The organism is Gordonia polyisoprenivorans NBRC 16320 = JCM 10675 (assembly GCF_000241325.1).
Lineage (GTDB): Bacteria > Actinomycetota > Actinomycetes > Mycobacteriales > Mycobacteriaceae > Gordonia > Gordonia polyisoprenivorans.
In genome coordinates this window covers 39,825-58,031 of record NZ_BAEI01000077.1, presented here as the reverse complement: position 1 = coordinate 58,031, position 18,207 = coordinate 39,825, and the positions used below count along the sequence as shown (strand labels likewise).

Sequence of the window (18,207 nt, the reverse complement as noted above, 5' to 3'; positions counted from 1 at the left end):
GGAGCGCCCACTCGACGCGTCGGAAAAAGTTGTCCACAGATTTCTCCGGCCTGGCGTTCGTCGCGCCGGTTTTGTCGGTACCCCTTCGTACACTTGTTCTCATCAAGTCCGATCGCGGGAGGGGAGGTTGTTCGGATGTCGACCACATTGACGTTCACCGACCCGGAAGCCGACGCTGCCGCAATCACAGCCATGACACGCGATGAGCTCACCGAGACCGGCCCGGACCTGCTACGCGAGTCCCGCAAATACGAAGCCCGGACGGTGCTGACTGCCGCCGCGCTGGCGGAGCGGGTATTTCACGAGCATCTGGCCGGGCGGCCCGAGACCGGTGTGTGGGGTTCCGTCGTCGAGCATGCCGAGAGACTCGGCCGGGCCGAGGTGTCGTTGCAGTTCAAGGTCTCCCGCAGCAAAGCCGGGAGTTGGATAGCGCTGGCGGACCTCCTGGAGAAGCTACCGCTGATCCGTGCCGCCTATCTGAACGGGGAACTCTCCACCAACCGGGCTTCGATCATGGCGCGCGCCGCCCAACGTGGCGCGGACACCGAGACCGACAGCGACACCGACAGCGAAAGCACCGACGGTGACGAGTCCGAGATGTCGTTCGAAGAGATCGTCCTGGATTACGGATCCCGCGCCACCACCGACCCGGTGCTGTCGCAACAACTCGACGCCGCACTGATCTCGATGAACCCCGACAGTGTGATCGAGGACCGCGACACCATCACCGATCTGGTCGGAAACGTGACCATCACCCCCGACGTTGCCGGGCACTCCGCTCTCGACGCGGTCGTCCCCGCCCACTACGGGGTGTTCCTCACCACCCAGATCAACGCCTTGATCGACGAACGCACCTGCCGCAAAGACCCCCGCCGCGTCGGGCCACTGCGGGTGATCGCCCTCGGGGAGATCACCGGCGTCCCCGGCGCCCGGCTCGACTGCGAATGCGGACAGGACGACTGCGCCAAGGGCCGTGCTGTCGACAGGAACGACTCCGCCGAAACTCCCGCTGACGCCGAGGACGCGGCAGCGTGGGACCACCTGATGCCCGAACCCGCCGATGCCGACATCCCTGAAGTCGAGTTGGTGGAGCCCGTCGTCGAACCCGAGATCCCCGACCCGATGAATCCACCGACGCCGGATGAGGTGCCGGTGGCATTCGGACGGGCCCTGGTCGTACCCGGCGCACCCGTACTGACGGTGTTGAAGGACCCCGACGGGATACTCGTGCCCCGGTTGCAGGGATACGGGCCGATCGACCCCGACTACGCCACCACCCTCGCCGACGTGGCGAAAACCATCCACTACCCCGAATCCGTACGCACGGCTGGTCCGTTGATCGCGCAGATCGCCGACCGCGCGCAAGCACCACCGGCGGATCCGACCGGACACGGTGGTCACACCGTGCCACCCCCTGGGGCATTGACCTATGCACCCAGCGCTGCGTTGCGCGCTGAGGTGCTCGCCAACGACGCCTGGTGCAGATACCCCTACTGCGGCATGCCCTCACACCTGTGCGACCTCGACCACTGGCGACCCTTCAACCACACCGACCCCGAAGCCGGAGGCTGGACGGTGCTCGGTGACCTCATCCCGCTATGCCGGGCTGATCACCAGCGGAAGCATCTCGCCGAGTGGGTACCGACGCTCTACACCGATCGGCGGGTGGAGTGGCGGAACCGGCGGACGGGGCAGGTGATCGTCACCTATCCGCGGTGACGGTGTTTCGCGGTGGGATGGAACCAGCTGTGACTCACCGGGTCTCGAGGCTCCTCGCTGGCGCTCGTCGCACCTCGACCACCAGAAAATGGCTCCTCGACCACCAGGAAAAGGCACCTCGGCCATCGGGGGAAGGTCCTCGACCACCAGAAAAAACGTATCCGAAGATGAGAGATGGGCTGCCCCACCGCAGTGGGACAGCCCATCTCTTGGGCGAAATCAGCCGAGCACCAACGACTCTCCGTCGGCGCTGACGTTGACCGGAACGATGTCACCGTCGCGGATGTCACCGGCCAGCAGGGCTCGGGCGAGCTGGTCGCCGATGGCCTGCTGCACCAGACGCCGTAGCGGCCGGGCACCGTAGAGCGGATCGAATCCGCGCTCGGCCAGCCATTCCTTGGCCTTCGGTGTGACCTGCAGTTCCAGTCGACGCTGCGCCAGCCGCTTCTGCAGCTGTCCCAGTTGGATGTCGACGATGGACACCAATTCCTCGGGGCTCAGCGCATCGAAGATCACCACGTCGTCGAGACGATTGATGAACTCCGGCTTGAAGGCCGCCCGCACCGCCGCCATCACGTGATCGGCGTCGCCGCCGGACCCCAGGTTTGAGGTCAGGATCAGGATGGTGTTGCGGAAGTCGACCGTGCGGCCCTGGCCGTCGGTCAGGCGTCCTTCGTCGAGGACCTGCAGCAGGATGTCGAACACGTCCGGGTGTGCCTTTTCGACCTCGTCGAAGAGGACCACCGTGTACGGCCGACGACGCACCGCCTCGGTCAGCTGACCGCCCTGCTCGTACCCGACGTAGCCCGGAGGGGCACCGACAAGTCGTGCCACGGCGTGCTTTTCGCCGTACTCACTCATGTCGATGCGCACCATCGCGCGCTCGTCGTCGAACATGAACTCCGCCAGCGCCTTGGCCAGCTCGGTCTTACCGACGCCGGTCGGTCCGAGGAACAGGAACGATCCGAGCGGTCGGTTGGGGTCGGCGACCCCGGCACGTGCACGACGCACCGCATCCGAGACCGCCACCACGGCGGCCTGCTGCCCGACGACCCGGTGCCCGAGTTCTTGTTCCATGCGAAGCAGTTTGGCGGTCTCCCCCTCGAGCATCTTGCCCGCGGGGATACCCGTCCACGCCGACACGACCTGCGCGACGTCGTCGGGACCGACCTCCTCCTGCAGCATCACGTCCTGGTCGGGATCGGTGCCGGTCTTCTCGATCGCGGCCTCGAGTTCCTTCTCCAAGCCTGGGATTCGGCCGTACCGCAGCTCTGCGGCCCGTCCCAGATCACCATCACGCTCGGCGCGATCGGCTTCTCCACGAAGGTTTTCCAGCTGTTCCTTGACGTCGCGGACGGCGTCGATGGCGGTCTTCTCCGACTGCCAGCGCGCCGAGAGCTCGTTGAGCTTCTCGCGCTGATCGGCCAGTTCCTGACGCAACTTCTCCAGCCGGTCCTTGCTCGCCTCGTCGTGCTCCTTCTCCAGCGCGACCTCCTCGACCTCGAGGCGTCGGACGACACGCTCGACCTCGTCGATCTCGACGGGGCGCGAGTCGATCTCCATCCGCAACCGCGAGGCGGCCTCGTCGACGAGGTCGATCGCCTTGTCGGGGAGGAAACGCGAGGTGATGTAGCGGTCGGAAAGCGTTGCCGCAGCGACCAATGCGGAGTCGGTGATGCGCACGCCGTGGTGCACCTCGTAGCGCTCCTTGAGGCCGCGAAGAATACCGATGGCGTCCTCGACGCTCGGCTCCCCGACGTAGACCTGCTGGAAGCGGCGCTCGAGCGCAGCGTCCTTCTCGATGTACTTGCGGTACTCCTCGAGCGTGGTCGCGCCGACCAGTCGCAGCTCACCACGGGCCAGCATCGGCTTGATCATGTTGCCCGCATCCATCGCGGATTCGCCGGTGGCACCGGCGCCGACGATGGTGTGCAGCTCATCGATGAAGGTGATGACCTGACCGGCCGAACCCTTGATCTCGTCGAGCACGGCCTTGAGCCGCTCCTCGAATTCGCCGCGGTACTTCGCGCCGGCGACCATCGAACCGAGGTCCAGCGAGATGACGGTCTTGTTGCGCAACGACTCCGGCACATCGCCCTCGACGATGCGCTGCGCGAGCCCCTCGACGATGGCGGTCTTGCCGACGCCGGGCTCACCGATGAGGACCGGGTTGTTCTTGGTCCGGCGGGAGAGCACCTGCACGACGCGACGGATCTCGGTGTCGCGGCCGATGACCGGGTCGAGTTTGCCCTCTCGGGCGGCCTTGGTCAGGTCGGTCGAGTACTTCTCCAGCGCCTGATAGGTCGACTCCGGATCCTCGGAGGTCACGCGGGCGTTGCCGCGCACGGCGACGAAGGCCTCACGCAATGCCTGCGGTGTCGCACCGGCATTGTGCAGCAGTTTGGCGACCTCGGAGTCGCCGGTCGCGAGGCCGACGACGAGGTGTTCGGTCGAGACGTACTCGTCGTTCAATTCGGTCGCGAGCTGCTGGGCGGCACTGACCGCGGCGATCGACTCGCGCGACAGTTGCGGCTGAGCGCTGGCGCTGGCCACCGTCGGCGCGCGATCGACCATGCCCTGGGCCTGCGTACGAACAGTCGACGGATCGACCCCCACCGCCTTGAGCAGCGGCGAGGCAATGCCGTCGGACTGGTCGAGCAGAGCGACCAGGATATGGGCGGGACGCACGTCGGGGTTACCAGCAGCGGCCGCCGCCTGCACCGCAGCACTCAACGCCTGCTGCGTTTTGGTGGTCGGGGTGAAGCTGTCCACTTCGGGTGCACCTTTCTCTACGTTCTTAAGTCGGTACGGCTCAAGTATGGCCGTTCGACTCCTACAACGCGAGCAAGGTTGAGTGCATTCCGCTCAACTTATGCAGTTTGGTGATATGGGTCACACTCGGCAAGTGCCGCGCGCGGTCAAAGTCTGGACTGGACGGCGCCTTTTCTGGATTCCTGGACTGGAACGCCACACCAACCACAACAGTCACAATTTCTGGACTGAACTCATCACATCACCGGCAACCAGCGGCGTCTTTTGAGTGAACCGGGAGACGCATCCCGCTCGTCGGACGTCCTCGACGAGCGGGCGGTCATGCGGTTGCCGTGCATGAGTCGCACAGTGTGGCGATCCACGCGTTCAGATGACGGGCGTCGACGGTTGAATCTTGGGTTCCGCACCATTCGCAGGTGCGGTAGGACAGATCTTCGGCTGTCTCGACGAGGTCGTTGAGCCGATCCTCTAGCTCGCCATCCTCCCAATTGCTGGACTCGATGTAGTAACGCAGACCGCCGTATTTCTGTTTGACCTGCCAGACCTTGTATTCCGGATCGATCGTGGCCAGTCGGGTATCGAGGTCAACGATGATCGGATACCAGCCACGCGACACCCTCACCGCGCGCCCCCAACCATCAGGGATACGGCGGAGAATAGCCATGATGCCGTCCGTGTACTCGCCGGCGTCGGTGGGCATGAACGTAGTGTTCAACAAATCAGCAACGACGTCTCGCTTCTCCTCCATCGACTTCTCCTGCCGTTTTCGGAACAATGCGCGTCTTTGAAAGACGAGTAAATACTCTGTTGCCCAACAGTATTCGACCAATCTCTACCGACTGGCCGCTGCAGGGCCCGCTCTCGGTTCACAGGCGGTCGCAGCACGGCAGCAGGTGATCGTAGAGGCTTTGGCGCGCGGCCATGTGAGTTGTCCGCGCAGTTCACACTATTCGGCTGGCGTCCGAACGGGCTGTCTCGCTCTGACTACGAAGTGCACGGAAGAGCGTCTCATACTCGCGGTAGGTGATACGCCGGGTGACGAAGGCATGTTCGATGTCGTCCCAATTACCGCGCACGTAAGCGTCACTCGCAGCATTGTTCACGTTGGGATTGAAGCCCTCGGTGTAGTCGATGGCCAAGAGCTGCGTCATCATTTGCCGTGCCGTGACAACTCCTGCATCGCGGCCGTCGATGATCTCGAGCAAGCCCGGCTGTCGCATCATCCTCGCCTCCAATGCAGTCAGCATACCCATGCTCGTAAACGACCGTCGAGCTCTTCAGGCACCTCGTCGTCTCGTCTACCGGTTCGAGGCCCGTGAGCGGTGACACGTCGTGCTGAAAGCCTCGAATGTCGAAGTGGTGCCGAACATCGTGGGCTCCCGTGATGTCGACGGTCGATCCCGTCGCGTGCGGTGCACGGTCCGAGGCGGGAACACGATGGTCTCGACGACATCGCGGGGTGTGGGACGGACTCGCGATTCGGTAGTCGCCGTTGATGTTTGCCGCCTGTCGCCGCACGAGTCGGTCGCGCTATTCGGGTGGCGACCGACCAGACTCTGGACCGATGCTCCGTGCCGGGCCAGCACGCGGGTGCCCGGCGGGCGTTTGAGTTCGGTGATCATCTCCGGTTCTTGCAGAGCCTGCTGGAGGAAACGGGTTGCCGTGTCTTTGTCTTGGCGAGGCTGTCCGTTATCTGCTGGCTTACACCACGGGGGCTGGATCGGGAGCCAGGTGCCCCAGACAGACGCAGCCGAGGTCGATCGGGCCGTCCTGGTACGGCTCGTTGTCGAGGAGGCGTCCGGTGGTCCCGACAATGCACGAGCTGAGCCCGATGTCGGTGGCCGCAAGGTGCAGAAGCATCAGCAGCGCACCTGCCTCACGCCACAGCAGCGAGTCGCCGAGTGGGTATCTGCTCAGCGTGAGGGCTGGATCGGCCACTACGAACACCGCTGCGGGCGGGTTGCCAGCGTGTGTCGCGTCCGCGATGTCAGCGAGCGCGGACGTAGCGCGCTCGTCGGTGATCGTGCCGCGCCGGAGCACGGCTGCGTGCGCGTCCAGCACCCATAGGCCGGGCGGGATACCGCGGACGTCACGTGCGAGGAGAGCGAGCTCGAATGGATGTCTGCCACCAGCGGACGGGGCTGCTCGACTGCCGATTGCCATGCCGGTGCTGTCGGTCGCTGTCGCTCGGCTCAGTCCCGCACGTGCGATGACGAGTCCTATCTCTTCTGCGGACGGTGGGGTCAGTCGGCGCGAGCTCACTCGATCAGCGACGACCTCGGCGAAGGGACGGCTGGGTCCGACGTCGCTTACCTGGATGAAGTGGGCGGCAGCGTCGGTCGGGGCAACGAGGGAACGGCGAACGGATGTGGCGCGGCTACCGCCTACCGGGCCGGGCCTGACATGTCGGGCCTGCTCGAACGAGCTCGCCGGATGGTACTGATCTAGTGGGTTCACGAGCGCTCGTCCCGCTCGTCGAGGATCTGCAGCTCGGCCAGCACCCGACGGCGCTTCCAGCAGCCCGGGCATGCACCGCAGGGGGTATCGCTGCGGTGGCAGGAGGTCGTCCAGCCGAGTTGGCTAGGCCCGAGGCCACTTCGACGGAGTAGATCTGTGGTCGAGCAGCCGATCGCGGGAGTGTGTACTTTCACTGCTCCCTCCTGAACCGCCATTACCGTGTTCAGCGCGTCGTAGAACGCCTGCGTGCCATCGGCGTGGCGTTCCCCGTCGCCGGCGACGGTGCCGATGTAGACGTCGTGCAAGCCATTGTTGAGAGCAACAGCAGCGGCAGCGGTGACCAAAAGCTGATTGCGGAACGGCCACCATTCCGGGCTGGCGGCATCAGGTGGCGCGGGGCCGTCGTCAAGGAGAAGCCCACTGCCGATCGCCGCAAGGTCCAATGTGATTGTGGCGCAGACGAGGTCAAGTTCCCGACAGACCGCGGTAGCCGCGCGTGTCTCTGCCGCGGCCGGACGCTGTCCGTAGGCTATGGCCAGGCATAAGGTGGGCCGTAAGATCGCGGCGAGCGCAGTGCTGTCCAAACCGCCGGACAACAGTAGAACACCGGGAGTTTCCGGAGGTGTGGTGTCAGCCGCAACGGTCATTGAGACTGGACCCTGACCCGCCCGGGAGAGAGCGCAGCGCCTTGCGCGGCCCATGCTGCGCGGTAGAGTGCACTCGAAAGGTCTTGATGCAGCTCAACGCCACTTCCGACGAGCATCTTGGTGCCATCGTTGTCGATGTCGGTGATGAGCCCGACCACCGGAAGCTCGTGTCGACGCGCCCAGCCGACTTCGAAGATCGTGCCCGGATCCCAGCCGTCGACAACGGCCAACACAGCGTTGGAGTCGCGCAATCCGTCGAGGTCGGGCCCAGCGACCTCGTCGCCCCCCGGTCCCACGTCGTGGAACGGACTGAACACCGTGATCCCCATCCCTGACAGCGCATTCCGACAGGTTTCGACTAGCCACCGCTCGGCCAGCGAGAAGAACGGTGAGGCCAGGTACACGTCGAACTGCCCGTCCGCTGCTGGCAATTCGGACGCAATTGCCGGGTGGATTGTGCTCGGGTCAGTTCCGCCGAGGATTTTCGGGGGCACCGCGAATACCCTTGTAGCGCACCACCATGCAGCGCTGGCACTACCCACCGCAGCGGCTTCGGCCAGTGTCGCGCCGCCTTCCCAGGCGTGGGTGAACCCGGCAGCGAACACGTCACCGCTACCGATCGGCCACACCGACCTGGTCGGATACGCACCGACTCGGACGATCCGGTCGGAGGCGCGATCGACAACCAGGCAGCCGCGGGCACTGTCTTTGACGATCACCCCGACTGCATCTGTCTCCGCGGCCACGCGGGCCGCAGCGACCTGCAGGTCGTGTTCGCCCTCTGCCAGAGCGCGGATCTCGCGTGCGTTGCCGACCACCACCAGCCGGTCCGCCTCGACGCCGGCAAGGGCTGCGGCTTCGAGTCCCCGGGGTTGCTGGGGGTCGAACACTAAACGATCGGCACGGATCGAGCGGGACCCGGTCTCGACCATCCCGAACATCAGCACCGTCCCGTCGTCCGCCATCAGGGGTGTGTCCAGGACTGCTGAGGGACCGTCGATCACCGGTGACGACATCGGTGTCGTGTACCGGAATCCGACGCGCTGATCGCGACCGACGTTTCGCGCGCTCACGCCGAGGGTGGCGTAAGCGCTATCCGCGTCCGTTGTGTGCGCCTCGTCGACCGCGGTTACCAGCTCACATCGACCAGCGGGCATCGCTGCCGCCGCGCGCAGGCCGCTGCCAGCGAACTGCTCGCTGTCTGGAATGAGCACGCTCTCGTGATAGCTACCACCGACGACGATCACGGCGCTCCCCGGATTACCGCCAACACACCTGCGTCGGTGATCGACACAATCTGCGCCCGGAAGCGCAGGCCCTCGTCCAGACATGCGGCCAGCGCCTCATCCCAATCGAATTGGCCGACGGTCGCCCCGCCGGCGACAGCGACGCGATGCTCGGCGGCAATTCCGGTGGCCGCCTCCACCGTCAGGAGATCGCCTGTGGCGACCGAGCATCCCGGCTCCAGCCGTATCTTGACCAGACGCCGCAACGTCGTGCAGTCCCGCGCCTGCACGTTCAGCTCGATGGCACCGCCAGCGATAGCACGAACAACCGCTACGTACTCGACCCCGCGGCGCAAGCAACTGAGGAGGGCCATCGTCGGCAATATGCCGCCGGCATCGCGATCGAGCTCGTCGGTGATCACCACGACTTCAGGCGGACCCGCGCGTAACAGAACATGACAGACGTCATCGATATGCAGGTCCTTGACAACGTCAGGCACCGGCGCCTGAAGCGTCCGAACAAGTTGCAACGAATGGCAGTCGACCCCGTCACCGCCCGCCCCGGCACCGTACCCGGATGCGCTACTTACTGGTGCATCTGAACCGCTCATCGTCCTCCTTCGGGTCGTGATTTACGAACGATAACGTGGGGCGCCTCTGCGGGTTCGCACTTCTTGCGCGCCCGCGGCCCAGATCATCGCATCGAGGTCGGCGGCATGCACCCCCCCACGGCTGGCCCACGCCAGGAAGAACGCCTCCATTCGGCGATAGTCCCTGTCGATCTGCCAGCGTGGGTCGAACACACCAGCGCGTACGGCAGCACGATGGATGTGTACATCGATGATCGCCACATCATCACTGGACAGGTGATTTCTCACGATCCACCCGGCAGTCTTCGGGCCGATGCCGGGCAGCACCAGCAGCCAGTCGCGCAATGCACGCGCCTCGGTCGGCAAGGCGTCCACCTCGCTGATTCTCGACAGAGCGCCGGCGAGGTATCTCGCGCGTTGACGCGGAAACCGGTATCGCACCTGCCGGTCGCCGACATGAAGAGGGGCCGACAGCACGGCCGCTACCTCCGCCGCGCTCGGCGTGCCGGCGAGCAGTCCGGCGTCGCGCACCGCATGGAAGCCCGCGAGACCAACTTCGAACGGCATGCCGTAACCGCCTAGTAGGCAAGCGGCCACCTCCTCAACAAAGTCGCGCCCCAGTCGGTGCCGTCCCGGCTGTGATCGTGGACGCGCGGCCGCAGCGTCCGCAGTCACCGCCACCCAGTAGTGCGCCGTGCCGACCTGCCAAACGTGCCCCCAATGCACATTTCTAGACTCAAATCCCAAGGGGCTCAATGATATCGAGGGACCTGCATCACTCAAGTGCATCGCAGAGGTGCCCGCGGCCAGCGTCATCGTCGACTCTCTTCGCTGGCGGGTCCGCCCGCGCGCGAATTTAGATCGTCAAGACTCAAGCCCAGCGCAGCGGCCAATCGCGCAACGGTGAGGAATGACGGCAGCGGCACGCGCCCGCACTCGATGCTGCGCACGGCGTCGATCGAAACCTTCGACTGCGCAGCGAGCTGGGGCGCTGATTGCTGACGCGCTGACCGCGTCTCAGCGATGAGTCGGCCCAGCATTTTGCCGTGCGCCCGATCTTCGGGCGGAACCGGACTCCGAGCCATGCTGATTATAATACATGTATTCTAATCAACGGGTCGATCGACGTCGGCGGTAGTCGCCTCCGGTACGGTCGCCTACCAGGGGTTCGTGCCCCGAAGGCCAGTACGTCCGGTTGGAGGGGAAGCGGATGCCCTACCAGGTGAAGGAAATCTTTTACACGCTGCAGGGAGAAGGGCAGAACACCGGCAGGCCGGCCGTGTTCTGCCGGTTCAGCGGCTGCAATCTGTGGAACGGCCGAGAGCATGGCCGGAAGGACGCAATATGCCGCTTCTGCGACACCGACTTCGTCGGGACCAACGGCGACGGCGGAGGGGTCTTCGCGAGCGCGGACATACTCGTCGACGCCGTTGCAGCGACTTGGCAGGGAGCGTCGCACCCACGAGCCGCCCGCTTTGTCGTCTGCACCGGTGGTGAACCTCTGCTACAACTTGACGCGCCGCTAGTGGAGGGGCTGCATGCGGCCGGTTTTGAAGTCGCCGTCGAGACAAACGGCACCAGATCGACTGTGCCTGGCCTAGATTGGGTATGCGTCAGCCCCAAAGGCGGCACCGATCTCGCGATCACAAGCGGGAATGAACTGAAACTCGTTTTTCCGCAAGACGGCGTCGACCCTGCACGGTTCGAGAGCCTGGGATTCGACCGGCTCTGGCTACAGCCAATGGATGGTCCCGACGTCGAGCAGAATACGGCTCTTGCTGTGCGCTACTGTCTCGAGAATCCCCAGTGGCGGTTGAGCATCCAGACGCACAAGCACATAGGTATCCGTTGATGGAGATCTTCCGAGAGTTCGAATTCGAAGCAGCACACTATCTTCCGCACGTACCCCACGGCCACAAGTGCCGCAATCTGCATGGACATTCCTATCACGTCCGGATCGACGTGCGTGGACCGATCGACCCCGAACATGGCTGGGTCCTCGACTACGCCGACATCGATCACGCATTCGCTGGGCTGCATCGGCAACTCGATCATCACTGCCTCAACGATATCGAGGGCCTCGACAATCCGACGAGTGAGATGCTCGCGATCTGGATCTGGGACCGGTTGCCCGCCGACCTGCCCAGGACATGCGTCACCGTGTGGGAATCCAAGCGCGGTGGCTGCGTGTATCGAGGACACGCTACGGAAGGCGCTTGAGTAGGCAAGCTGACAGCCGCGTGGGCGGCGGCGCCATGGTGATCTGGATGGGCGGCGTAGCCGTAGGGCCGACCATCAGCTGCTCGTGGACCTGACGTTCAGGTAGGCGCGTTGGTGCGACCACCGTCGTTGACTGCAGCCCTAGACTGAGTGTGGCATTAATGCAGTCGGCGGCGGTTTCTCCAACGATCGTAGCGAGGATTTTACGATCCAGAAGTAGACAGTCACTTCGGGAACTTTGCTCGACACGTGTTGTGGTGAGCGTGCGGCGATACAATCAGCGTCCATGGGGTGCAGCCTCTTTCGTTGCGAGAGGATCGGTGGGCCGAGCCCAGATCGGGAGTCGGTTGGGGAACTGCCGTTGTGCTTGGCGGAGACCATCATGTACCAATCGGGGAGCGGTGAGCGCTGCAGCGGTGGCCACGGCCACCGCCGCGACAACGTCGCTTAACCAATGCACGCCCAGATAGAGCCGCGTGAGTGCGGCGAGAACGGTGATCGCCATGGAAAGTGTGACGGCGAGTCGCCGAACCGTTTGCGACGCAGTGGCTGTGACGACCAGAGCGGTCGTCAGCGCCAATCCGGCTGTGCCGGTGACATGTCCGGACGGATATGAGTACGTCATCTCGGTGATGCCGGGGTGGTAGTACATGGGTGGGCGGGGGCGGGCGACAACCAGTTTGATCAATTCAGTGATCATCGCTGCTCCGACGACCCCTGTGACAACTGCCAGCGCACGTTCGACCGACCGGTCACGCACGATCAGTATCGCGGCCACCACAACTGACCACAGGCTTACCAGCAGCGGGCCAAACAGATACGACACCGTCGACACCGCCTCCAGGGGTGCGACGCGGTGTCCAGCGATCCAGTTCATCACCGCACCGTCGATCCAGAAGGGCCCACCGTCGTAGGCCAGGCCCACCCCAAAGATGCACACTGTAGCGATGAGCAACGGGGGTAGTTGTGCTCGCCACCAGGAGATTCCCATGTCGATCATGCTGGCCCGCAGATGCTTAGGGGACACTGAGCGGCGCTTAGTGGTGCGCCCGGCGCGGAGTTATGGTCCGTCCATAAACTGTATTTTTCGCGTTAATATTGATCGACTTCCCCGAATGGCTTAATTGACCCTTTCATATAGCCCGTTCTTGAGCTGTCATGACCGAGAATCAACGGTAATCACTCGTGGAACCACTAAACGGACAATATCATTCTCGGGCGGCTCGGATATGACGCACTCGAACTTGACGGCAATCGCTGTGAGCTTCTGACCTTTTCCGAACACCTCGGTCAGCGGATCGCCCGCACGACTTGGCCCGCAGAGTCGGGAGCCGGTGACGATACGGAGCCCGACTTCGTTGATGCGCAAGCTGAACCGAGCAGTGCCGTCACACCGAGACCGGCCCCACCGTAAATGAACTGCCGCCGGTTCACCGGTCACCACCTGTGCGCAGGACCGGTCGGTTGGGGTCGTCCCGACGCGTTCTCCAGAGGACCAGAACGAGAATCGCGGCAAGAGCGACTGAGCCCAGAGCAACCACCCCGTCTCCCCAACCGATCCCGACCGGGGAAGGCTTGCCGAGCCAATCGGCGATCGATGCACCCAACGGCCTGGTGAGGATATACGCTGCCCAGAATGCAACGATACTGTTGAGGCGCAGGAACTTCCACGCAACTCCGGGTACCACGATGAGCGCCGCGTACAGCACGATCGAACCCCCGAATCCCAGACCGAGGAAGAACGCACTCCAGTCCCCCAGCGCCGTGCCCAGGGCAAACGTCAGAAGAACCGTCCCCCAATAGAAGAGCTCGCGCCGGCGCGTGGTGATGTCATGAATGCTGAGAGTCCCTTCGCTGCGATACCACAGCACCATCCACACCCCCAGAACGACGGCATAGAAGAGGCTAGTCACCGTGGTGGACACACCGACCGCGTGCAGCCCATCGGCGCCGACCGTACCGAATATCGCGATCGCTGCGACCGCGCTCCAGTACGTGGGGGCGTGGTAGCGACGGGCACGTAGTTGCCTCACCATGGCCACCGCCACCGCGATGACACCGACCAGCACAGGCAATGCGATGCTGAACTTTGCCAGAAAATCCGACATCGCCTCGCCCATACCGGTGGTGATCACCTTGACCACCCAGAACGAGACGCCGATGAGCGGAACCTTCAAACCCAAGGGCTCGTCGAGAAAGCCCGAAACGCCCGGATCAGTGCGGTCACGATATGCGGAACGACCGGTACCAGACGGTTCGGTCGACTCGAGTGCGGGATCGGTCATGATCATCCGTTCTGCTTCTCATCAGCGAAAGGGTGCGTGTCAACCCAGCATCCACCCCGATCCTCGGGGCAGCCTGCGACTCGGCTGTGCGCCGCACAACCTCATTGCACCCAAAAGTACGGTTGGCCAACTTGTTCCGGCAACCAGACTTACGCCAATCGGACTCAGCGCGGCTTAATGTTGTGACACGGGCACGATGCACCGCAGCGGAAGGGTGAATCCCACCGAAGCGCCACCCATTGCCGAATCGTCGATGATGACTTCGCCGCCATGCGCGTGGATGATCTCGGCCGTGATGGCCAATCCCAGCCCTGCTTGCCCGGCGGTCCGGGAACGAGCGGGGTCCAAACGGACGAATCGATCGATGACTCTCGACTTGTCGGCATCGGCGATGCCGGGACCGTCGTCGGACACCAAGACCCGCACCGTATCTGTCGGGGATTCGGTAGTCATCTCGACGACCAGCCTGCTTCTCGCATGACGCGCACCGTTGTCGATGATGTTGCGCAGTGCACGCCGAACCTTTTCGGAATCCGCGTTGAGCTGTACAGGCACAACCGCCGCCTCGATGTCGAGGGCGGAGATGGCCTCCAGCCGGGCGACCTCCTCGCTCAACAGATCGTCGAGGTCCACAGAGCTCACTCGGAGCTGGAGGCCGCGCTCATCCGAGCGCGCCAGAAGCAGAAGGTCGGCAACCATATGTTGCAGACGCTGCGCCTCGGGAAACAACACCGTCGACGCGGTATCCGCATCGATCGGTTCCCTGGTGACGCGGCACAGGTCGAGCAGCCCGACCACGGTCGTCAATGGGCTGTTCAGTTCATGAGAGGCGTCGTTTACGAATCGCAATTGCTGCGTTCGAGCGGTCTCAATTCGATCGAGCATGGCATTCATGGTTGATGCGAGAGTCGCGATCTCGTCCCCGGTACCGGGGACGGGAACGCGATGGGCGAGGTCACCTCCGGAGATCGCATCGACGCGCCGCCGGATGTCATCGACCGGCCGTAGCGCACGACCGACGAAGTGGTGGGTCAGCAGTGCCATACCGATCACCACGAGTGGGAACACGATTGCGCAGATCAACGCCACGGCTCCGACTGCAGCATGAATGGGTCCCTCGGCGGCGCCGACCTCGATGGTGAGTTCCCCGTCGGGTGTGGCGACCTGCGTGGTCGCGAGCCGTAGATCATGTGCCTGCACGCGTGACACATCGCCGTCGTGACGCGACGGGTCCCGGGTCGTCGGGTTCGCGGCGGCCTGCGACAGAGTCGGGTTGCTGCTCAGCCGTACTCGGCCCGACGAGTCGATGACCGTTATGACGGCGATGTTGTCGCCGTTCGTCATCATCGAGCGATCGATCCCGGCGATCCCCTCGTCGGTCGCCGCCGCTGCGATCTGTTCGGCGCGGGCCGACGTGGCCGAATCGGCATCATCGACGAGGACGTGCCGGAACAGCACGATGATGAGAAGTCCCGCGACCGCGAGGGTCGCAGCGACCAACCCGGCGGCGACCACCGTCAGCCGCATCCGCACCGGACGGCATCGAGTCCAGAGCTGCGCTACCAGCGCGTTGGCCGTCCGGACCACGTACCGTCCGCTGTCAGACCCGACAGTGTCGACCTCAGACCGCCGAAGACGCACGGCGCACCCGCCTCGCGCGAATGGCCTTGATGATCAACGGCGCTACAGAGGCCACCACGATCACCACGAAAATGGGCTCGATCAACTTTTGCACGACCGCGAACTGGCCCAGCCAGTATCCCAACATGGTGACGACGGTCGTCCAGGCGACCGCACCGATCACGTTGTAGGCCAAGTACGTTCGGTGGCGCATGCCAGCGGCTCCGGCGACGATCGGGGTGAGTGTTCGCACGACGGGCACGAACCGGGCGAGCACGACCGTCGCCGAACCTCGTCGCTGGAAGAACTCATGCGCGTCGTCGACGTAACTCTGCTTCAGGATCCTGTTGCCGGGACCGAACCAACGGGTACCAACGGTCCGACCGATGGCGAAACCAACTTCGGCTCCGACAATTGCGGCCAGTGGCGCGAGCAGCAACACCTGCCATAGGGGCGCGAATGCATCGACCCCGTCCTTCCCGCCGGCCGCGATCACCATCCCGACCACGAACAGCAACGAGTCCCCCGGCAGAACCGGGAAGAGAATCCCTGACTCGACAGCGAGGACCAGGAGTAGCCCGACCAACGCCCACGAGCCGAAGTAACCCAGTAGTGTGACCGGATCGAGGATTCCCGTCATCGATCAACCTCCCAATCAGTGTGTGGCGACGCTGTTCTCATTCGCCGAGCCAAATCTACGAGCGCGCGGCTTAAGGCGCGCTTAGTGTCTTCAGACACCGACATCGAAGGGGCCGTCTCGTGACTGACCGAACCGCGACGTTGATTCACCTCGGTCCGGCGCTCGTGGTGGGCGTGCTGGTACTGATCGCCATCGCCATCGCTGTCAACTGGACCACGAGTGCGGTCCTCGCTCGCGACACCGCCGTCGCATCGATTCGCGCCGTCGTCCAGTTGGCCGCGCTGGCCGCGATCCTTGCCGTGGTCATCACCCGGTTGCCGGCGGCGTTGGCTTTCGTCGGGGTCATGGCCGTCGTTGCGTCCTGGACTTCGGCGAGTCGTGTCGTCGCTCACCGTCCGTCCCCTCGTCAGGTCGTGACGTGCCTTGTGCCCGTTGCCGTACCGACCATGCTCGTCGTGGCCTGCTTCGTCGCTGTGGGAGTGATTCCCGCAACCGGCATCGCGATCATCCCCACCACCGGAATCATGTTCGGCGGTGCGATGAACACCACGTCATTGGCAGGCCGCCGCGCTCACGACGAGTTGGTCAGTCGTCACGGGGAGGCGGACGCCGCCCGGGCACTGGGCTTCCCCGAACGCGACGCCCGACTGGAGATCATTCGCACCGTGGCATCCTCGGCACTCATCCCCGGTCTGGACCAAACCCGATCCGTCGGACTGGTGACCATTCCCGGCGCCTTCGTCGGAATGGTTCTCGGCGGCGCGTCGACGACAACGGCGGCAATCATGCAGTTGTTCGTTCTCATCTCACTGCTTGCCGTCAGCTCAATCGCAATGGCAGCAACGGTGGAATTGATTGCCCGCAAACATTTATGAGTCTCTGACTGCGAACGTCTGCGACCGCGTGAGCGCTGTGACAAAGCTCAGCGTGGTCGTCCGACATGTCGCCGAACGCCCACCCAGCCGACGAAATCGGGCAACCAATCTGCATCCGAGAAATGTGGCAGGACGAAAGCCACTGTGACCAGGAGCACCACACAGATTGCACCGATCCAGAGAGCCCTTTTGAGCAGCCCGCGCGCACTCACCTCCGTACCCGCACCTCTCGTGCCACACCGTCGCGGACATCGTCCTCGATTCGGTCAACACGAGACCTAGTCAGGTAGGCCACCAGTCCGACCATCACCATCAGGAACACGATGTTGACGAGAGTCGAATCAATGGCGAGTCCGCCGACATCGGCAGGTTGGGTCAACAGATCGCCGAGTGACGCTCCGAGCGGACGCGTGACGATATATGCGGCCCAAAAGGCCACCACTGCAGTGAGACCGAGAAACCGATGGCACAGATAGATGGCTGCGATGACCACGGCGAAGCAGACCAGTGACGTCCGATATCCGAGGCCCATGCGCTCGGCGATGAGGTCGCCGGCGGCAGTGCCGAGCGCGAAAGTCGTGAGGATCGTGGCCCAGTAGAACCCTTCGCGGCGGCGGGTACGGATCGAGTGGATGGACAGTGTCCGTTCCACCCCGTACCACAAGGCCAGCAGCAGGATCAGCATCGCGGCGAACACTGCTGTCGACACTTCCAGCGGGACTCCCCAGTGGTCGGTGAGGTTGTCGGTGATCAGCGTGCCGGCAACACTGATGACCAGCACACACCACCAATAGATCGCGGGGACGTACCTTCGCACACCGAACTGAGCGAAGAGCGCGACCACCAACAGGGCACCGGTTATCACGGACGTGAATTGCAGCCCGAATCCCAGGGTCATGTTGAGATAGTCCGCAGCCGTCTCACCCACCGTCGTGGCAAGGATCTTGATGATCCAGAAGTAGATGGTGACCTCGGGAACCTTGCTCAACCCCACGCGGTGTGGTGGTTCGCTGGACGGATTCGACGCTCGACCGCTCTTCATGCCCACCACCCTGCTCGCGCATCGCTTAGTGGAGGCTGAGCACAGTTGAGACGCGAATGCGACCCGCGGCTGAGAACTGACTGAGTGCAGCTTGCGGCGCTGATTCTCGTCCGT

The 18,207-nt window shown here is 63.9% G+C and carries 18 protein-coding genes; 4 read left to right on the top strand and 14 right to left on the bottom strand.

Features of this window, described 5'->3' with window-relative positions; translation table 11 throughout:
• Positions 1-135 precede the first annotated feature (135 nt).
• The gene (locus tag GOPIP_RS21120) at positions 136-1,719 is read left to right on the top strand and encodes an HNH endonuclease signature motif containing protein (protein WP_006371831.1); all 1,584 of its coding nucleotides are present in this window, start codon (positions 136-138) and stop codon (positions 1,717-1,719) included.
• A gap of 219 nt (positions 1,720-1,938) precedes the next feature.
• On the opposite strand, the gene clpB is transcribed toward GOPIP_RS21120, so the two are convergent.
• From clpB to GOPIP_RS29935, 9 genes are all read right to left on the bottom strand, one after another.
• On the bottom strand, positions 1,939-4,491 hold the full coding sequence (gene clpB, locus GOPIP_RS21115) for an ATP-dependent chaperone ClpB (protein ID WP_006371830.1): 2,553 nt from the start codon (positions 4,489-4,491) through the stop codon (positions 1,939-1,941).
• Between the two features lie 319 nt (positions 4,492-4,810).
• Complete coding sequence (locus GOPIP_RS21110; protein ID WP_006371829.1) at positions 4,811-5,239, bottom strand: hypothetical protein; 429 nt, start codon at positions 5,237-5,239, stop codon at positions 4,811-4,813.
• Positions 5,240-5,432: 193 nt separating this feature from the next.
• Positions 5,433-5,738 (bottom strand): hypothetical protein, encoded by a 306-nt coding sequence (locus tag GOPIP_RS28055; RefSeq protein ID WP_050955303.1) that lies wholly within the window; start codon positions 5,736-5,738, stop codon positions 5,433-5,435.
• 454 nt (positions 5,739-6,192) lie between these two features.
• Positions 6,193-7,020: a nitroreductase family protein gene (locus GOPIP_RS28860; protein WP_138944154.1), complete on the bottom strand. Its 828-nt coding sequence runs from the start codon at positions 7,018-7,020 to the stop codon at positions 6,193-6,195.
• A complete protein-coding gene (locus GOPIP_RS21095) occupies positions 6,945-7,595 on the bottom strand; it encodes a 7-cyano-7-deazaguanine synthase (RefSeq protein ID WP_006371825.1) in 651 nt (216 codons plus the stop codon). The genes GOPIP_RS28860 and GOPIP_RS21095 overlap by 76 nt, the downstream gene beginning before the upstream one ends.
• Positions 7,592-8,527 (bottom strand): PfkB family carbohydrate kinase, encoded by a 936-nt coding sequence (locus GOPIP_RS21090; protein WP_168436262.1) that lies wholly within the window; start codon positions 8,525-8,527, stop codon positions 7,592-7,594. The genes GOPIP_RS21095 and GOPIP_RS21090 overlap by 4 nt, the downstream gene beginning before the upstream one ends.
• Before the next feature lie 311 nt (positions 8,528-8,838).
• Positions 8,839-9,432: a hypothetical protein gene (locus GOPIP_RS28855; protein ID WP_006371823.1), complete on the bottom strand. Its 594-nt coding sequence runs from the start codon at positions 9,430-9,432 to the stop codon at positions 8,839-8,841.
• Between the two features lie 21 nt (positions 9,433-9,453).
• Complete coding sequence (locus tag GOPIP_RS21080) at positions 9,454-9,978, bottom strand: 8-oxoguanine DNA glycosylase (protein WP_050955302.1); 525 nt, start codon at positions 9,976-9,978, stop codon at positions 9,454-9,456.
• Positions 9,979-10,223: 245 nt separating this feature from the next.
• On the bottom strand, positions 10,224-10,451 hold the full coding sequence (locus GOPIP_RS29935) for a helix-turn-helix domain-containing protein (protein WP_354546530.1): 228 nt from the start codon (positions 10,449-10,451) through the stop codon (positions 10,224-10,226).
• Between the two features lie 170 nt (positions 10,452-10,621).
• Here GOPIP_RS29935 and queE point away from each other — a divergent pair, with 170 nt between their 5' ends.
• Together queE and queD are read left to right on the top strand one after the other, a co-directional pair.
• Complete coding sequence (gene queE, locus GOPIP_RS21075; protein WP_006371820.1) at positions 10,622-11,263, top strand: 7-carboxy-7-deazaguanine synthase; 642 nt, start codon at positions 10,622-10,624, stop codon at positions 11,261-11,263.
• Positions 11,263-11,631, top strand: coding sequence for a 6-carboxytetrahydropterin synthase QueD (gene queD, locus GOPIP_RS21070; protein ID WP_006371819.1), 369 nt, complete (start codon positions 11,263-11,265; stop codon positions 11,629-11,631). Before queE ends, queD begins: the two co-directional genes overlap by 1 nt.
• A gap of 277 nt (positions 11,632-11,908) precedes the next feature.
• Here queD and GOPIP_RS21065 read toward each other — a convergent pair whose 3' ends face one another.
• From GOPIP_RS21065 to GOPIP_RS21050, 4 genes are all read right to left on the bottom strand, one after another.
• Positions 11,909-12,622 carry a phosphatase PAP2 family protein gene (locus GOPIP_RS21065; RefSeq protein ID WP_244421191.1) on the bottom strand — a complete coding sequence of 238 codons (714 nt, stop codon included), beginning with the start codon at positions 12,620-12,622 and terminating at the stop codon, positions 11,909-11,911.
• Positions 12,623-13,061: 439 nt separating this feature from the next.
• Positions 13,062-13,922, bottom strand: coding sequence for a COG4705 family protein (locus GOPIP_RS21060; RefSeq protein WP_035728596.1), 861 nt, complete (start codon positions 13,920-13,922; stop codon positions 13,062-13,064).
• A 168-nt stretch (positions 13,923-14,090) separates the two neighbouring features.
• Complete coding sequence (locus GOPIP_RS21055; protein ID WP_006371816.1) at positions 14,091-15,503, bottom strand: sensor histidine kinase; 1,413 nt, start codon at positions 15,501-15,503, stop codon at positions 14,091-14,093.
• A gap of 34 nt (positions 15,504-15,537) precedes the next feature.
• Entirely contained in the window at positions 15,538-16,176 is a 639-nt protein-coding gene (locus GOPIP_RS21050) for a VTT domain-containing protein (protein WP_006371815.1), read from the bottom strand.
• A 119-nt stretch (positions 16,177-16,295) separates the two neighbouring features.
• Here GOPIP_RS21050 and GOPIP_RS21045 point away from each other — a divergent pair, with 119 nt between their 5' ends.
• A complete protein-coding gene (locus tag GOPIP_RS21045) occupies positions 16,296-17,051 on the top strand; it encodes an ABC transporter permease (protein ID WP_006371814.1) in 756 nt (251 codons plus the stop codon).
• A gap of 208 nt (positions 17,052-17,259) precedes the next feature.
• Here the strand turns inward: GOPIP_RS21045 and GOPIP_RS21040 are convergent, their stop codons facing one another.
• Positions 17,260-18,093 carry a COG4705 family protein gene (locus tag GOPIP_RS21040; RefSeq protein ID WP_006371813.1) on the bottom strand — a complete coding sequence of 278 codons (834 nt, stop codon included), beginning with the start codon at positions 18,091-18,093 and terminating at the stop codon, positions 17,260-17,262.
• Positions 18,094-18,207: the final 114 nt, after the last annotated feature.

Excerpts from the sequence above, each read along its gene's own strand:
- GOPIP_RS21120 (WP_006371831.1), top strand. The coding sequence starts at position 136 with ATGTCGACCACATTGACGTTCACCGACCCGGAAGCCGACGCTGCCGCA.
- GOPIP_RS21110 (WP_006371829.1), bottom strand. The coding sequence starts at position 5,239 with ATGGAGGAGAAGCGAGACGTCGTTGCTGATTTGTTGAACACTACGTTC.
- GOPIP_RS28055 (WP_050955303.1), bottom strand. The coding sequence starts at position 5,738 with ATGCTGACTGCATTGGAGGCGAGGATGATGCGACAGCCGGGCTTGCTC.
- GOPIP_RS28860 (WP_138944154.1), bottom strand. The coding sequence starts at position 7,020 with ATGCCCGGGCTGCTGGAAGCGCCGTCGGGTGCTGGCCGAGCTGCAGAT.
- GOPIP_RS21095 (WP_006371825.1), bottom strand. The coding sequence starts at position 7,595 with ATGACCGTTGCGGCTGACACCACACCTCCGGAAACTCCCGGTGTTCTA.
- GOPIP_RS21090 (WP_168436262.1), bottom strand. The coding sequence starts at position 8,527 with ATGGTCGAGACCGGGTCCCGCTCGATCCGTGCCGATCGTTTAGTGTTC.
- GOPIP_RS28855 (WP_006371823.1), bottom strand. The coding sequence starts at position 9,432 with ATGAGCGGTTCAGATGCACCAGTAAGTAGCGCATCCGGGTACGGTGCC.
- GOPIP_RS21080 (WP_050955302.1), bottom strand. The coding sequence starts at position 9,978 with ATGCCGTTCGAAGTTGGTCTCGCGGGCTTCCATGCGGTGCGCGACGCC.
- GOPIP_RS29935 (WP_354546530.1), bottom strand. The coding sequence starts at position 10,451 with ATGCTGGGCCGACTCATCGCTGAGACGCGGTCAGCGCGTCAGCAATCA.
- queE (WP_006371820.1), top strand. The coding sequence starts at position 10,622 with ATGCCCTACCAGGTGAAGGAAATCTTTTACACGCTGCAGGGAGAAGGG.
- queD (WP_006371819.1), top strand. The coding sequence starts at position 11,263 with ATGGAGATCTTCCGAGAGTTCGAATTCGAAGCAGCACACTATCTTCCG.
- GOPIP_RS21065 (WP_244421191.1), bottom strand. The coding sequence starts at position 12,622 with ATGGGAATCTCCTGGTGGCGAGCACAACTACCCCCGTTGCTCATCGCT.
- GOPIP_RS21060 (WP_035728596.1), bottom strand. The coding sequence starts at position 13,922 with ATGATCATGACCGATCCCGCACTCGAGTCGACCGAACCGTCTGGTACC.
- GOPIP_RS21050 (WP_006371815.1), bottom strand. The coding sequence starts at position 16,176 with ATGACGGGAATCCTCGATCCGGTCACACTACTGGGTTACTTCGGCTCG.
- GOPIP_RS21040 (WP_006371813.1), bottom strand. The coding sequence starts at position 18,093 with ATGAAGAGCGGTCGAGCGTCGAATCCGTCCAGCGAACCACCACACCGC.